This window comes from Natronorubrum aibiense (assembly GCF_009392895.1).
Taxonomy (GTDB): Archaea; Halobacteriota; Halobacteria; order Halobacteriales; family Natrialbaceae; genus Natronorubrum; species Natronorubrum aibiense.
Map to the genome: position 1 here is coordinate 3,291,278 of NZ_CP045488.1, position 16,045 is coordinate 3,307,322.

At 65.3% G+C, this 16,045-nt stretch carries 13 protein-coding genes; 12 read left to right on the plus strand and 1 reads right to left on the minus strand.

The features are described 5' to 3' along the window. The first annotated feature begins 120 nt into the window (after positions 1-120). From GCU68_RS16320 to gcvPB, 12 genes are all read left to right on the plus strand, one after another. The gene (locus GCU68_RS16320) at positions 121-918 is read left to right on the plus strand and encodes a M14 family metallopeptidase (RefSeq protein ID WP_152943393.1); all 798 of its coding nucleotides are present in this window, start codon (positions 121-123) and stop codon (positions 916-918) included. Between the two features lie 99 nt (positions 919-1,017). Then, positions 1,018-1,506, plus strand: a complete 489-nt coding sequence (locus GCU68_RS16325; RefSeq protein ID WP_152943395.1) for a YeeE/YedE family protein — start codon at positions 1,018-1,020, stop codon at positions 1,504-1,506. After that, positions 1,503-1,967: a DUF6691 family protein gene (locus GCU68_RS16330; RefSeq protein WP_152943396.1), complete on the plus strand. Its 465-nt coding sequence runs from the start codon at positions 1,503-1,505 to the stop codon at positions 1,965-1,967. The genes GCU68_RS16325 and GCU68_RS16330 overlap by 4 nt, the downstream gene beginning before the upstream one ends. A 116-nt stretch (positions 1,968-2,083) precedes the next feature. Continuing rightward, positions 2,084-3,406 (plus strand): PQQ-dependent sugar dehydrogenase, encoded by a 1,323-nt coding sequence (locus GCU68_RS16335; RefSeq protein WP_152943398.1) that lies wholly within the window; start codon positions 2,084-2,086, stop codon positions 3,404-3,406. Positions 3,407-3,492: 86 nt separating this feature from the next. Then, complete coding sequence (locus GCU68_RS16340; RefSeq protein ID WP_152943400.1) at positions 3,493-3,837, plus strand: glutaredoxin family protein; 345 nt, start codon at positions 3,493-3,495, stop codon at positions 3,835-3,837. Positions 3,838-3,958: 121 nt separating this feature from the next. Then, on the plus strand, positions 3,959-4,540 hold the full coding sequence (locus GCU68_RS16345) for a DUF7110 family protein (RefSeq protein WP_152943402.1): 582 nt from the start codon (positions 3,959-3,961) through the stop codon (positions 4,538-4,540). Positions 4,541-4,991: 451 nt separating this feature from the next. Beyond that, positions 4,992-6,329 carry a hydroxymethylglutaryl-CoA synthase gene (gene hmgB, locus GCU68_RS16350; protein ID WP_152943404.1) on the plus strand — a complete coding sequence of 446 codons (1,338 nt, stop codon included), beginning with the start codon at positions 4,992-4,994 and terminating at the stop codon, positions 6,327-6,329. 179 nt (positions 6,330-6,508) lie between these two features. Then, positions 6,509-7,294, plus strand: coding sequence for a sulfite exporter TauE/SafE family protein (locus GCU68_RS16355; RefSeq protein WP_152943406.1), 786 nt, complete (start codon positions 6,509-6,511; stop codon positions 7,292-7,294). Between the two features lie 24 nt (positions 7,295-7,318). Further along, on the plus strand, positions 7,319-9,829 hold the full coding sequence (locus GCU68_RS16360; RefSeq protein ID WP_152943408.1) for a heavy metal translocating P-type ATPase: 2,511 nt from the start codon (positions 7,319-7,321) through the stop codon (positions 9,827-9,829). Between the two features lie 100 nt (positions 9,830-9,929). Further along, entirely contained in the window at positions 9,930-11,213 is a 1,284-nt protein-coding gene (locus tag GCU68_RS16365) for an AI-2E family transporter (RefSeq protein ID WP_152943410.1), read from the plus strand. Between the two features lie 156 nt (positions 11,214-11,369). After that, on the plus strand, positions 11,370-12,707 hold the full coding sequence (gene gcvPA / locus GCU68_RS16370) for an aminomethyl-transferring glycine dehydrogenase subunit GcvPA (RefSeq protein WP_152943412.1): 1,338 nt from the start codon (positions 11,370-11,372) through the stop codon (positions 12,705-12,707). Further along, complete coding sequence (gene gcvPB, locus GCU68_RS16375; protein WP_152943414.1) at positions 12,704-14,188, plus strand: aminomethyl-transferring glycine dehydrogenase subunit GcvPB; 1,485 nt, start codon at positions 12,704-12,706, stop codon at positions 14,186-14,188. Before gcvPA ends, gcvPB begins: the two co-directional genes overlap by 4 nt. 13 nt (positions 14,189-14,201) lie before the next feature. Here gcvPB and GCU68_RS16380 read toward each other — a convergent pair whose 3' ends face one another. Next, complete coding sequence (locus GCU68_RS16380) at positions 14,202-15,917, minus strand: NAD(+)/NADH kinase (protein ID WP_152943416.1); 1,716 nt, start codon at positions 15,915-15,917, stop codon at positions 14,202-14,204. Between the last annotated feature and the right edge of the window lie 128 nt (positions 15,918-16,045).

The window sequence follows — 16,045 nt, forward strand, 5'->3', positions numbered from 1 at the left end:
GCCACCGGTTGACTCGGTGGCCGACAGAACCGTGGTAGTGGGTAACAGACACACGGGTCCGACTGTCGCCGTTCGTGAGAGACCGAATCGCCTTTGGGCGCAGAGCCCAACTAGTAGATAATGAGAGTTGCACAGCTCGGGTCGGGAACGCCGGAACTCGCCGTCGTTGCAGGGATTCATGGCGATGAACCCTGTGGCGTCCGGGCCGTCGAGCGACTGCTCGACGAACGCCCGACCGTCGAACGGCCCGTCAAGCTCGTCGTCGCCAACGAGGCGGCCCTCGAGCGCCGCGTGCGGTTCGTCGACGAGGATCTGAATCGGACGTTCCCCGGCCATCCGGAGGCAGCGACCCACGAAGGACAGCTTGCACATCGACTCGTCGAAGAACTCGAGGGCTGTCTCACTTTCTCAATGCACTCGACGCAGAGTCACGCCGATCCGTTCGCGATCGTCAACGGAATCAGCGACACCGCACGAGAGTTGGTGCCACAGCTGCCGGTGGCGGCGATGGTCGAGACGAGCAACTTCGCGGAGGGGCGGCTCTTCTCGAAGATCGACACGATCGAAGTCGAGTGCGGGCTGCAAGGATCGGAGACGGCCGCCCAGAACGCGGATCGGCTCACACGGGCGTTCCTGACGGCCGTCGGCGCGTTGCCCGGCGATACCGTGGCCCGCGATCTGCCGGTTTACCAGCTCACCGACGTCATCAGCAAAGCACAGGCCGACACCTACGAGGTCTTCGTCGATAACTTCACTCGAGTCGACCCCGGTGACCCGTTTGCCGCCGCCGACGGCGACATGCAGGTCGCAGACGAGCCGTTTTATCCCGTGCTCATGTCGCCCAACGGCTACCGCAACGTCTTCGGCTACGCCGCTGACAAACTCGACGTCTTGACGACGACGCCGGCCGCGGACTAACCGTCGTTGCTACAGCCGCCCGTTCATCGTTCGCCGGAGATCCGTACAAATTTCCCCGCAGCGGGTGCTTTGATACGCGCTCGTCCCCTTCCGCTGGGTATGAGTACACCGCTTCCCGTCGCCATGCTCGCGGAGCTGTTCCCGAACGGGATCAGTCACTACGCGATCGGTGGCCTGTTCGTCGGACTCGGCGTCGCCGTCATCTACCTCGGAACCGGGATCACGGCCGGCGCGAGCACGTTTCTCGAGTCGACGCTGTCGTACGGCTCGACTCTCTCGCGGTTCCAGCAGTATCGCCCTTCGCGTGACTGGCGAGTCGTGTTCACGCTGGGAATCGCCGCCGGTGCAGCCGTCTACGCAGTTACCGTTCAGGATGGGATCTGGACGACAGATGTCCAGCCCTGGCGGCTGCTGGGTGGTGGCATCCTCGTCGGTATCGGGACCCGTGTCGGGAAAGGCTGTACCTCGGGTCACGGCGTCTGTGGCGTCGGCTCGGCCTCGAGTACGTCCTTCGTCGGCGTGGTGACGTTCCTCCTGATCGCGATCGGAACGGCACAGCTGGTGCAGGCTGCGGGGGTGAGCCCATGAGCGCCGACCACGAGCGACATCCGTTGTTCATGCCCCTGATCTTCGTCGGCGGGCTGATCTTCGGGTTCGGGCTCGGCTTCAGTCATATGGCTCGACCCGAGGTCGTATTGAGCTTCCTCCAGTTCGAGGACTTCGGCCTGCTGTTCGTCATGTTCGGGGCGGCGATCGTCACCGGACTCGCGGTCTTCGGCAGCACGGCGCTCCGCACGACAGCGCCACTGACGGGAGATACCTACCGCCGTCGGTTGAAAACCCTCGACAAGAACGTCGTCATCGGTGGCGGCATCTTCGGCGTCGGCTGGGGCCTGTCGGGAATCTGTCCCGGCGCGGCCTACGCCAGCCTCGGCATCGGTAACTACGCCATCCTCTGGGGAATCGCGGGGATGTTCATCGGCGCGTACGTTCAGGGCTTCTGGCGCTCGACCCGCGCCGAGCAGCGATCCCCGACGACCGCGGACTGACCGACTCACTATTGCGCGCTGTCGCGCCACCGTCGGGCGCTGTTGTCCATCGGCCGGACGAACTCGAGAGTGTGACCACCGACAGTCACTCAGGTCGTCGGCCCGTGGAGTCGGCTATGGGCGCTCCGACACGCCGACACGTTCTGGCCGCGGCCGGCTGCTCGCTCTCGCTCGCCGGCTGTCTGCTGGAAACCGGGTCGGAGGTGACGGAACTCGTCACCCCCGAAACGACGCCCGACGACGACTGGACCGAGCCCGAGTGGCGACCGGCCGAGGGCGTGCCGTCCACCGCCGACGTGACCACGACGACCGTCGTTTCTGACCTCGAGATCCCCTGGGATCTTACGTTCGCCGGGGGCGACGCCTTCCTCACCGAACGCGACGGTGGCGTCCGTCGGTTCGACGCGACCGAACTGGCGACGGCGGCCGATCTGGTGCCTGCCGACGGCGAGACAGTACTCGCCGCAGCCGATCTCCCGGAGCAGGCAGCACCCGGCGAGGGTGGCATTCTCGGTATCGGCGTCCATCCGTCGTATCCCGGCCCGTCCGAACTGTTCGTCTACTACACGGTCGACGACGGTGAGATTGAAAACCGACTCGTCAGTTACGACCTCGAGTCGGAGACGCTCGAGTCCGTCCTCGAGGGGATTCCCGGTGCGACGACGCACAACGGCGGGCGAGTCACGATCGGTCCCGAGGACGACCTCTGGGTGACGACGGGCGATGCCGAAGACCCCACGCTAACACAGGACCCCAGTTCCCGTGCGGGCGCGGTGCTCCGACTGACGCCCGACGGCGAGCCAGCGCCCGAGAACCCCGACTGGGGACCCGACGGCGACCGGCGGATCTACACGCTCGGTCATCGCAACCCACAGGGCATCGCCTTCACGCCGCAGGGAACGCCGATCGTGGCCGAGCACGGCCCGTCGGCTCGAGACGAGGTGTCGCTCCTCCGACCGGGCGGTAACTACGGCTGGGATCTCGTCCGCGGCGGTCCCGATGACCCCGATTACGGCAGCTACGACGAGTACGACGACGCCACGCCGCCGGTGGTCAACACCGGGCCCGAGACGACCTGGGCACCCTCCGGGATCGCCTTCTACGATGGCGATGCGATCGCTCCGTGGGAAAACCACATCCTCGTCTGTGGACTCGGTTCGAACGCGCTGTATGCTCTGAAACTCGTCCCAGACGGAGCGACGCTCGAGGATGGGGACGGCGTTCGCTACGACGCCGCGTGGCTCGACAATAGACTCACCGCGACGGCGTACACCCTGTTCGAGGGCGAGTTCGGTCGACTCCGCCACGTCGAACCCGGTCCGGACGGCTCGCTGTACCTGCTCACGTCGAACCGGGACGGGCGTGCAAGTGCTGGCTTCCCGACGGACGAGGACGACCGCCTGATTCGTCTCGAGCCTGCATCGTCCTCAGCCGCGTAGCGAGTCGAGCGAATTCGGTCCGATCGATCGCGTCGGGATGTGCAAATGACGCAAGGCCTATCCCCTTTCATCGACACAGACTGGATATGGACTTCCCACCGAACCAAGGTCTCGATCAGGACGAAGTCGACGAGCAAGTCGAACAGGTCATCGCCGACAACGACGTCGTCCTCTTCATGAAGGGGACCGAGTTGATGCCCCAGTGTGGGTACTCCCGAAAGGCGCTCGGCCTCATCAGCCAGTACCGAGACGACTTCGAAACCGTCGACGTCCTCGAGAGCCTCGACGAGTATCGGAGCGCACTCGCAGACCACAGCGGCTGGGAGACGATTCCACAGACGTTCGTCGACGGCGAGTTCGTCGGCGGCTCGGACATCCTCGAGGAACTCGACGAACGCGGCGAACTCGACGAGACGCTCGACGCGGCGTAAGCCGAACACATAATCCGGACGATATTCATCCGGGCCCAAGCGACACGTATTCAATAGCAGGTCATATAAGTCCCGCGCTCGTACTAGGAACCCAGCGACTGTCGCCGCACACCTTCCCACTATGTCAACAGAGGAATCCAGACACGTATATCGGCTGCACTCGACCCTCGAACTGCCCCTCGAAGACCTTCGCACGCACATCGACGAGGCGACGTTTCCGGACGGCGTCACCGACGTAGAGATAACGCGGCGCAATAACACGCTCATCCTCAAAGCGGTTGCCGAGGACGAATCGGTCAGCAAATATACACCGACCGCACAGCTCAAAGCCAGCATCACAGAAAACCGGGTCTACGAGGAAGACCCCGACGAACGTCGTAACTCGTTCCGCTGGGATGAAGAAGAAGAGGAGGAGATCGAATCTGAACTCGTCGAGTTCGCGGCATTCAAAGGCGACCGCGAAACCGTGCTCCAGAACTCGCTGCTTCAGTACCAGATGTTCCTCGTGCTCTGTGGTATCGCCGAAGCCGCAGAGAAAGGAACGCTGACCGCGATCTCGGAACGCGACGGCGACCTCGAGGCGACCCGAATCGTCGAAGGTGAGCCGCGCCCGGCCGACATCGAAGTCGTCGAAGGGCCGCGAGACCACAACTCCGGACAGGGCGGTGTCAACTGGCGGGACAACAAGTTCATCAGCGACTAACACCGTCGGGACACGATCGACGAACAAACTGACGGCCTTCTTCGGAACTCGAACGCACAGCCGAGCGGCTGGCTCGTTCAACTCCCCAAACGGACCGTCCCGGCGGGATCGGACAGCGACTGGCACGAGTATCGGCGTCGACCATCGACTCGAGTCGATGGCACGACGAGGTGTTGGTCACGGCGGTCGGGATCGCGGGGCGGTCAGGGGGCTGATCGGCTGTCCGTCATCCGACCAGCTGTTAGTACACAGACACTAGTAATAAAATATTTGGTTCAATTATTAAATACTGCAGCATCGTGTCACACGGAACCCAAAACGACTGCCACTAACTCCGTGTGTCGCGAACTGTCATCGGGCCGGGTCACCAGCGAGTGCGCCTCCCGATGTTACGACGACTGTCGAACTATCGAACGACAATATCATATACCCTCGTCAATAGTCACTACCTATGACAGCAGTCGGTATCGACGCCATCGAGATCTGGACCGGGAATCTCAAACTCGACTTGCCGGGGACGTTCGCGCCCGAGAAGGGCGAAGACCCCGAAAAGTACACGAAAGGGCTCGGTCTCAACGCGAGTTCGTTTCCCGACAGCTACGAGGACATCGTCACGATGGGCGCAAACGCTGCCCACCGACTGATGGAGCGCAAAGGGCTCGAGCCCGATGATATCGGCCGCATCGACGTCGCGACCGAGAGCGCCTTCGACAACTCGAAGCCGGTTTCGACGTACGTCGCTGGCTGCCTGGAACAGGTCTACGACGGCGATTTCCACCACGCGAACAAAGGTGAGCGGAAGTTCGCCTGTATCGCGGGGACCCAGAGTCTCGACGACGCCTGTAACTGGATTCGCGCCGGCCGAAATCGTGGCCGTGGCGCGCTCGTGATCGCGACCGACACGGCGCTGTACGCCCGCGGTGACGCCGGCGAGGCGACTCAGGGTGCCGGTGCCGTCGCGATGTATATCTCCGAGAACCCGAGTCTCGTCGAACTCTCGACCGAGCAGGGCTACGGCTCGGCTGACGAAACCGACTTCCTCAAACCCAACCAGCAGTTCCCGTCCGTCGACGGCAAACGCTCCGTCCAAGTGTATCTCGCCCGCATGCGCGAGGCCCTCGAGGACTACGAGAGCGTCGCCGGCGACACCCACCCCGACCAGTTCGCCTACGTCCCGTTCCACACCCCGTTCCCGGGAATGGTCCGCAAGGCGGGCCTGCTAGTCTACCGGCACATGATCCGTGACACGCCGATCGAAGAGGAGCTCGCGGACGAAATCGGCCGCCAGCCGCGCGCCGAAGCGTTCGACGACGAGGAAGCGTTCCGCGACGCGCTCAAGGAGTATACGGACAAGCTCAAGCGCACCGACACGTATCAAGACTGGTACGGCAAGACGATCGATCCGACGCTGACGATCTCGCGTGAGGTCGGCAACTGGTACACCGGCTCCGTCCACGTCGCCCGCGTGAGCGCGCTGAAACACGGCCTCGATAACGACCTCGACCTCGCCGGCAGCCAGCTGCTGGTCGGCTCCTACGGCTCCGGCGCGCAGGCAGAAGGTCACGCGGAGACGATTCAGGACGGCTGGAAAGAGGAAATCGAGGCGCTCAACCTCGAGGAACAGCTCGAGGCCCGGTACGATCTCAGCTGGGATGACTACGAGGAGATCCACGACGTCCACAACCACGACATGGACGTCGACGTCGAGGAGTTCACGACACCGGAAGCCGAGTTCGTCTTCGACGGCTGGGGCCGCATGGGCGAGCGGAAGTACCGGTACGTCGAATAGCGGTTTTCTCAACGTGAATTTTTGACGGCGCGTAACTGGGACGTCGAGTAGCGTCGCCGACACGCACGCGATTCGAGAGATGAACCACTCAGACACGGGTACTGGCTCGAATCGAGGCGAAACCGATTACCTCCTCGAGTGGCTAACTCGAGCAACGCGTCTTCGAGACACGATCACGTATGGATCCACTCACCTTCCTCGGCGTCGACGTTCTGTTGTTTCTCGTGATTGGCCTGCTCGCCGGCGCACACTGTATCGGCATGTGTGGGCCGCTCGTGACCGTCTACGCGGGACAGATGGACGGCGGTAACGGCGGACGGGGCCATCTCACGACCTACGAAGTCCGCCAGCACGCGCTGTTCAATATCGGCCGGACGGCGAGTTACACCCTGCTCGGGGCACTGTTCGGCGCGCTCGGAAGCGTAGTGTTCCTGACGACGGCCCAACTCTCGCCGATCGTCGACCTCGCCCGCGGCGGCGTCGGACTCGTTATCGGCGGCTTCGTCATCGCCACCGGCGTCTACTACCTGCTGGGTCGGGCGACCGGCGGGATCAACGTGCCCGGCCTCGAGCGAGTCGTCGGCTGGCTGACGGCGCGGGTCCACCGGCTCGCGAACGGGCCCGGTATCGTCGGATTGGGGGCACTGCACGGGCTGTTACCCTGCCCGATTCTCTACCCGGCGTTTCTCTATGCGTTCGCGACCGGCTCGCCAGCAGGCGGCGCACTCGCGCTGGCGGCACTCGGTATCGGGACGATTCCCGCCGTCTTCGCCTACGGGACCATCATCGACAGCGTCGACGTCGTTCACCGCCAGCGCGTCCACCGACTGCTCGGCGTCGCGTTCGTCGTCCTCGGCTACATCCTGTTCGCCCACGGACTGATGAGCCTCGGCATCCACGTTCCACATCCACAGCTCCCGTTCTACGACGGGCTCGAGACGGCAGGCGCACACAGCACCCACTAATCACGTTCGTTCCACCTACTCACGATGACAGACGATCAGTACGAAACCGGTTGTACGCTCTGTGACCTCCCTGTCGAGGGCAGCGGCATCACCCACGATGGCGACGCCTTCTGCTGTGTCGGCTGTCGAGACGTCTACGAGACGCTCGGCGATCTCGAGGACCTCGAGGTCGACGCCGAAGCCGTCCGTCGCACGCGGGCGGCCGACGACACGGACGACACGCGGGAAGTCCCTGACGATCACGAGGCGACGTTCCTCGAGGTCGACGGGATGCACTGTGCGACCTGCGAAGCGTTCATCGAGTCGGTTTCGTGTGAGACCGACGGCGTCAGCAACGCGAGTGCGAGCTACGTGACCGACACAGTCCGGATCGACCACGATCCGGAGACGGTCACGCAGGAAGACTTACAGGAGACGATCAGCGGCCTCGGCTACAGCGCCTACGACCGCGAGGACGCGTTCAGCCGACGGCAAGCCGACAACTGGGCGATGGGCCGGGTCGTCGTCGGCGCGCTCATGGGCATGATGGTGATGTTGCAGTACATCGTCCTCATCTACCCCATCTACTTCGGCGGACTCTTTTACGACGAGCGAACGACGGAGTTCCTCGAGGCAACCCTCGCGAGCGAGCTCGCGACGCCGTTTTACCTCGTTATCGCCGCGCTCACGACCATCGTGTTGGCCGTGACCGGAAAGCCGATCCTGCAGGGAGCGTACGTCAGCGCGCGGACCAGATCGCCGAACATGGATCTGCTCGTCGCGATCGCGGCCGTCAGTGCGTACCTCTACAGTACGCTGTCGGTCATCGTCGGCGGCGACCACATCTATTACGACGTCACCGTCGCCATCATCGTCATCGTCTCCGTTGGAAACTACTACGAGACGACGATCAAACAGCAGGCGACCGAGCGTCTCTCGGATCTCACCTCGATCCAGGTCGACGAGGCGCGGCGCGTTCGCGACGACGGCGGCCACGACGACGTCGCCGTGGGTGACCTCGAGGCCGGCGACCACGTGCTGGTGCGGGCCGGCGAGCGAATTCCCGTCGACGGCGACGTCGTCGACGGCGAAGCCGCGGTCGACGAGGCGGTCATCACCGGCGAGTCGCTGCCGGTCGGCAAGACTCCCGGTGACGCGGTCGTCGGCGGCTCGATGGTCGCCGACGGGGCGGTCACCGTCCGCGTCGGCGACGACGCGACGAGCAGCCTCGACCGCATCACCGAACTCGTCTGGGACCTCCAGAGTGGCACCCACGGCATCCAGAAACTCGCGGACAAATTGGCGACGATCTTCGTCCCGGTCGTCCTCGTCCTCGCCATCGTCGCGACGGCGGTGTACATCGCCTTGGGCGACGGGGTGGCCGATGCGTTGCTCATCGGCCTGACAGTGTTGATCGTCTCCTGTCCGTGCGCACTCGGGCTGGCGACGCCGCTTGCGGTCGCAGCCGGGATTCGAGATGCCCTAGAGCGATCGATCGTCGTCTTCGACGACAGCGTCTTCGAGCGCATCCGCACCGCGGACACCGTCGTCTTCGACAAGACCGGGACGCTGACGACCGGCGAGATGGCCGTCGTCGAGGCCGATTGCGACGACGACCTCACGGAGCAGGCGGCGCTGCTCGAGGCCCAGTCAGCCCACCCAATCGGGCAGGCAATCGCTGCCTTGCGCCCGGCGACGGACGGTGGCTCGGACGTCCTCGAGGAGACGGCGGACGACGATTCGGAGACAGCGACGGACGACGAGAAGCCGGGTGCGAAAGACGCCGAAGCCGACTCGGATCCGATGGCCGAGAGCGACCGCGTGACGGCGTTCGAGACCCACCGAACCGGTGTCAGCGGTGTCGTCGACGGCGAGGAGGTCGTCGTCGGCCATCCGGATCTCTTCGCCGACCGTGGCTGGACGGTCCCCGAACCGATCGCCGAGCAGATCGACGACGGTCGACAGACGGGGCAGGTCCCGGTCGCTGTCGGCCGTAACGGGCGTGCGGAAGGCGTCATCGTCGTCGGCGACGAACTCCGTGACGAGTGGGACGACACCCTGACGGCGATTGCGGAGACCGACACCGAAATCGTCGTCCTCACGGGTGACGACGCGAAAGCCGCCGGTCGTTTCCGCGAGCATCCGGCGATCGATCAGGTGTTCGCGGGCGTCCCGCCCGAAGGCAAAGCCGAGACCGTCGACCGGCTCAAAGAGCGCGGCCAGACGGTCATGATCGGCGACGGCACCAACGACGCCCCGGCGCTCGCCGCCGCCGATCTCGGGATCGCCCTCGGCGGCGGGACCGCGATGGCCGCCGACGCGGCCGACGTCGCCCTCGTCGACGACAACCTCGAGTCGGTCGAAACCGTCTTCGACCTCGCTCGAGCGACCGACCGTCGGGTCAAAGGCAACATCGGCTGGGCGTTCTGTTACAACGCGGTCGCGATTCCGCTCGCCGTGACGGGACTGCTCAACCCGCTGTTTGCCGCGCTCGCGATGGGCGCGAGCAGCCTGCTGGTCGTCACCAACTCGTCGCGACCGTTGCTCGAGGAGTGAACTCGACTGGTGGCTCGAGTGGACTCCCACGGGATGGCGTCGACCGGCCCCGTGAAACTGGTCAGTGGACTCATGAGTTAGCGCCTCGATAGTGACCGCTATGACCGATCGGTCCGAGTCGTCCGAGCCGTCGGAGCCGTCGGGGTGGTTCTCCGAGGGACGGGCGTTGACCGCACTCGCGCTGGTGAGCGTCGCGCTCGCGTCGTTCATTATCCTGCCGTATCTTCAGTACGTGCTGCTCGGCGTCGTGCTCGCGTACGTCCTGACGCCGGTCCAGCGACGCCTCGAGCAGGTCGTCGGCTCGATGATGGCGGCGCTCGTTCTCGTCGTCGTCGCCGTGCTCGCAATTCTCCTCCCGATCGCGTACGTGCTCGCGATCGCACTCAGGCAGGCGCTCGGCCTCGTGAACGCGGTTCAGGACGGCTCGTTGGACGCGAACGACGTCGAGCGCCACCTCGCGGAGTCGGGCGTCGCCGTCGATCTGGGAGAGATGTACGGCACGTATCGGGAGCCGATCGCAACTGGCTTACAGGGGCTCGCGACCAGCGGGATCGAGTTCGTCAGCGGGCTTCCGGGGATTCTTATCGGAATTACGGTGACGCTGTTCGTCCTCTTTGCGCTGTTGCGAGACGGCGAGCGACTCGTCGCGTGGAGTCAGACGGTCATGCCGATCGACGACGACCTCCAGCGGGAGTTGCGGTCAGAACTGGACCAGCTCATGTGGGCCTCTGTGGTCGGAAACGTCGGCGTCGCGGCTATTCAGGCAGTGTTGCTCGGCGTCGGGCTGGCGATCCTCGGCGTCCCGGCCGTCGTCTTGCTTACCGTCGGGACGTTCGTCTTCACCTTGCTCCCGCTGATCGGCGCATTCGGGATTTGGGTGCCGGTCGTGGTCTATTTGGTCGTTGTCGGCGAGTTCGGCGCCGCCGTGGCGCTCGTCGTCTACGGCTCGCTGATAAGCGCCTCGGACACCTACCTGCGGCCCGCGCTCATCGGCCGGACCAGCGCGTTCAACTCCGCCATCGTCGTCCTCGGCATCTTCGGCGGCCTCGTCGTCTTCGGCGCGGTCGGACTGTTCATCGGGCCCGTCGTCCTCGGCGGCGCGAAAGTCACGCTCGACGTGGTCGCTCGAGAACGAGCCCGAAGCCGAGGAGCAGTACCAGACGACGGCGACGACTCGGCCGACGAGGCCGTCGATACCGACGAAACGACTGGCGTTCGAAATGACGCGGACGCGGCGACGGACGACTCGGACGAGCAGCCCGACGATCGAGCAGCGGAGACGGATCCCTCGAGTAGCGGCGATCCGGCGGAGACGGAACGCGATCGACGGTCACCGACGAACGCCGAGCAGGCGACCGATTCCGACGCCGATCAACCGTCGTAACCGCGGGAGGCGGTCGTCGAGCCGACACGACCGCAGCCGAAGGGGTGCGTTCATTACCCCGTGACCGCTACGCACACGTATCATGTCTCGGCCCGACACGGACGGGCGATGCGGACGGGGACTCGTCGGTCGAAGTCGGCCGGGACAGTACTAGCTATGCACGGATCAGACGCTATAGGGAGTCCATACGCTCCACACACGGACGAGGAACGTTCGAAAATGCTCGAGGCCGTCGGCGCGGAGACGACCGAGGACCTGTTCGACATCCCGTCGGCGGTCCAGTTCGACGGGGAGTTCGGCATCGACGCCCGATCGGAACGGGAGACGAGACGACTGGTACGCTCGATTCTGGGGCGCAACGACACGTTGACGGAACTGCTGGGTCGTGGCCACTACGGCTACTACATTCCGTCGCTGGTCGACCACCTCGCGGATCGATCGGAGTTTTTGACCTCCTACACGCAGTACCAGCCGGAAGTCTCGCAGGGCTTCCTGCAGGTGCTGTTCGAGTACCAGTCGCTGCTGGTCGAACTGACCGGCCTCGAGATCGCGAACTGCTCGATGTACGACGCGGCGACGGCGCTGGGCGAAGCGGCCACCCTCGCCGAGCGCGTTCGCGGAACGAGCGGCCACCGCGTGCTCGTTCCCGACATCCTGCTCGAGGGGCGGCGCTCGACGCTCGAGAACTACGTTGCTGGCACGGATCTCGTCGTCGAGGAGTACCCCACTGCCGCCGGCACCGTCGACCTCGACGCGCTCGAGGAGACGGTCGATGACGACGTCGTCATGCTCTACGCCGAGAACCCGACGGTTCGCGGGACGATCGAGGAGGGCCTCGAGGCGATCGGTGACCTCGCGACGGCACACGAGGCGCTGTACGTGCTGGGCTCGGATCCGATCGCCCTCTCCTTGCTGCAGCGACCCGCCGATGTCGGTGCCGACGTCGTTGTCGGCGACGCGAGCGTGCTCGGTCTGCCGACCAGCTACGGGATGGGACTCGGCCTGTTCGCGACACGCGAGGACTACCTCCGGCAGGTTCCCGGCCGACTGGTCGGGGCGAGCGAAGACGCGACCGACCGACGGGCGTACACGCTCACGCTCCAGACCCGCGAACAGCACATCCGCCGGGAACGAGCGACGAGTAACATCTGTACGAATCAGGCGTGGGTCGCGCTCCGAACCGCGATTCACGCTGCTTCGCTCGGTCCACACGGCATGGTCAATCTCGCGAAACGCGGCGTCACTCGCGCCGAATCCCTCGCACAGCGACTCGACGACCTCGTCGGCGTCACCGCACCGATCGACGATGGCCGACACCTCCGCGAGTTCGTCGCCCACGTCGACCAGCCCGCAGCCCCGATCGCTTCCGATCTCGAGAAACGCGGGTTCGCGGTTCACGTCGTCGGCGATCACCAGCTACAGGTCTGTGTCTCCGGCGTCTCGGACGCGAAGATCGATCAGTTCGTCGCCGCGTTCAGGGAGGTGGCACGATGACGGACGACGGACGCGACGAATCCGCGGATGCCGGACAGGTTCGATACGATCAGGCCCGCTACGTCGAGAACGGCCAGTACGAGCCGCTGCTCGCCGAGAAGGATCTCACGCGCGTCGAGATCGGCGACGATGACGACTCGCCGCTGCCCGACGACCTCACGCGCGACAGCCTCGAGTTGCCCGAACTCTCCGAACCCGAGCTGGCTCGCCACTACACGCGCCTCTCGCAGATGATCTACGGGATCGACAGCGGCCCCTACCCGCTTGGCTCGTGTACGATGAAGTACAACCCCAAGTTCACCGAGGACGTGGCCGCGCTGCCGAGCGCGGCCGTCCACCCGGATCGCTCGGAACGCTCGACGCAGGGAACCCTCGAGCTCATGTACCGCCTGCAGGACTATCTGGGCCGAATCGGCGGGATGGACGCCGTCACGCTCCAGCCGCCGGCGGGCGCGGCCGGCGAGTTCGTCGGCATCCGCGTCGCCGCGGCCTACCACGAACACAACGGCGAAGGCCACCGCGACGAGGTCATCATCCCCGAGAGCGCCCACGGGACGAACTTCGCGACCGCCGCACTGGGTGGGTACGACGTCGTCTCCCTGCCCAGCGACGACGAGGGACGGGTCGACCTCGAGGCACTCGAGGCCGCTCTCTCCGAGAACACGGCCGCGTTGATGCTGACGAATCCGAACACGCTCGGGTTGTTCGAACGCGACATCACGGAGATCGCCGAGATGGTCCACGACGTCGGCGGCTTGCTCTACTACGACGGGGCGAACCTCAATGCCCTGCTCGGACGCGCCCGACCGGGCGACATGGGCTTCGACGTGATGCACTACAACGTCCACAAGACGTTCGCGACGCCCCACGGCGGCGGCGGCCCCGGTGCCGGGCCGGTCGGCGTCGTCTCCGAACTCGCACCGTTCCTGCCGTCGCCGCGGGTGCGCGAAAGCGAGGGTGGTGCGAGCGAGCCGACCTACGAACTGTTCGACCCCGACCACACCATCGGCAAGGTGCATGGCTTCCAGGGCAACTGGCTCGTCCTCGTCAAAACCTTCGCCTACATCGCACGACTCGGTGACGCGGGACTGGCCGACGCCAGCGCGAAAGCCGTCCTGAACGCGAACTACCTCGCGAGCCAGATCGAGTACGACGTTCCCTACGAGCCGTTCCACCACGAGTTCGTCGCCAGCGCCGGCGAGCAAGACGCCGCGGACGTCGCCAAACGCATGCTCGATTTCGGCGTCCACCCGCCGACGACCAAGTGGCCCGAAATCGTCCCCGAGGCACTGATGACTGAGCCAACGGAAGTCGAAAGCAAGGCCACGCTCGACCGCCTCGCCGCCGCGTTCAACGCCGTCGCCGACGAGGACGACGACACGCTCGAGACGGCCCCCGACCGAACGACGGCCCGCCGGATCGACCAGACCAGCGCCGCCCGCTCCCCGCGGCTGTCCTGGCACGCCCTCGAGGACGAGTAACGGCTGTCGGCGATCACTCTACCGGCGTCGTGAGCCCGTCTTCTAAGTGCTCGAGCAACGCAGGGTGGAGCGACCCGTTCGAGCCGAGCAGCGCCCGTCGCTCGTCCGTCTCGAGTTCGAACTCGAACGGCGCGCCCGACTCGTCGGTGATCGTCGCGCCGGCGGCGCGGGCGATCACGAGGCCGGCGGCAATGTCCCACGGATGGGTGTCGTGTTCCCAGGTGGCGTCGGCGCTGCCGCTGGCGAGATAACAGAGGTTGAGCGCGGCCGAGCCGAGCCGTCGGACGCCTCTCGACTCCTGGTAGAAATGCGAGAGGAACAGTCCGTCGGGGTCGTAGCCGGAGATGAGCATGCTCTCGTCGAGTCGGTCGCGGTCGGTCGTCTGGATTCGGTCACCGTCACGCCAGGCACCCTTGCCCGCGATCGCGGTGAACAGTTCGTCGGTCTCGGGGACGTAGACGACGCCCATCACCGGCTCGTCGTCTTCGACCAGCGCGACGGAGATCGAGTAGTTGGGATTGCCGTGAGCGAAGTTGCCGGTGCCGTCGAGCGGGTCGATCACCCAGAGGTACGCCGCGTTCTCGCCGGTCTGACGGATACTCTCCTCCGAGAAGATCGCGTGGTCGGGAAACTCGTTGCCGATGGCGGTCGTGATGATCCGGTCGGCCTGATGGTCGGCCTCGGTGACGATGTCGGATTTGTCGCTTTTGACAGCGATCGACTCGACCTGTCCGTGGAGCTCTCGTAGCGGCTCGCCGGCGGCTCTGGCGGCCTCCGTGGCGACCGTCAGCGCACGCTCGACGATATCCTGCCCGTTGTCGGCCGGTGACGCACCCGGACGTGCGGTCGACTCGAGGCGTTTTTCGGACGGCACCGTCGCGTCCCGGATCGTCCAGCCGAGTTTTTTCGTGATCGCGGTGAAGAAGTGGTCGTCGTAGCTGGTTCGGACGACGTGAGCGCGCTTGTCGGCCCCCGTGATCGTGATCTCGTCGCCCTCGCTGACGATCGTGTGGGCGCGCCCACCGTCGACCAGCAGGCTCGCTTGTCCCTGCGTGACGATTCGGAGTTCCGTCTCGGGGGAGACGACGATCGGTCTGACACCCAAGGTGTGCGTGTGCAGCGGGACGATCTGGAGGGTGTGGTTGTTCACTGGGTAGTGTACCGGGCCGTTGGCCGACAGCGAGATGCCCGTCGAACCGGTCGGCGTCGACACCGCGAGTCCCGTGCCCTCGAACTCGCCGATGTACTCGTTGTCCGCGTAGACGTCGAGTCGCGTCACCTTCCGGTCGATCGGGTTCTCCGGGGGCACCTGCTGGACCATGACGTCGTTGATCCCGGTCGCGTCCACGCCGGGCGCAGCGACGTGGACTTGCTGGCGGCTGTCGACGGCGGCCCGCCCGCGAAGTACCTCGTCGAGAGCCACCTCGAGGTCTTCGGGCTCGACGCGGGCGAGAAAGGCAAGTGTGCCCGTGTTGACGCCCAACTGGGGAATGTCTCGCGGAGCGAACGTCTTGACCCCCTCGAGGAAGGTGCCGTCGCCGCCGAGGGTGATCCCGAGCGTCGCCCGGTTCTCGTCGTAGACGCCCCCGATATCGTCGCCGACGTCGACGGTCGACAGTCCGAGGTCGCGCTCGTCAGCCCAGTCGGCAAGCGTCTCGAGGGGACCCTCGCTGTCGGGGCTGACGATCGCGATGAGTTCGTCCGTCGTTGCCAGCCTGCGCCCTTGCATACGTGATCCCACGTCCCTGTCGACCATAAGTAGTGAGAACGAGGCGCTGGGGACCGACGCAGCGCGGTCGCGAGCGACGTCGGTCGCTGTCGGCCGTGTGGAATCGGGGTAACACTTGTGGGTCAGAG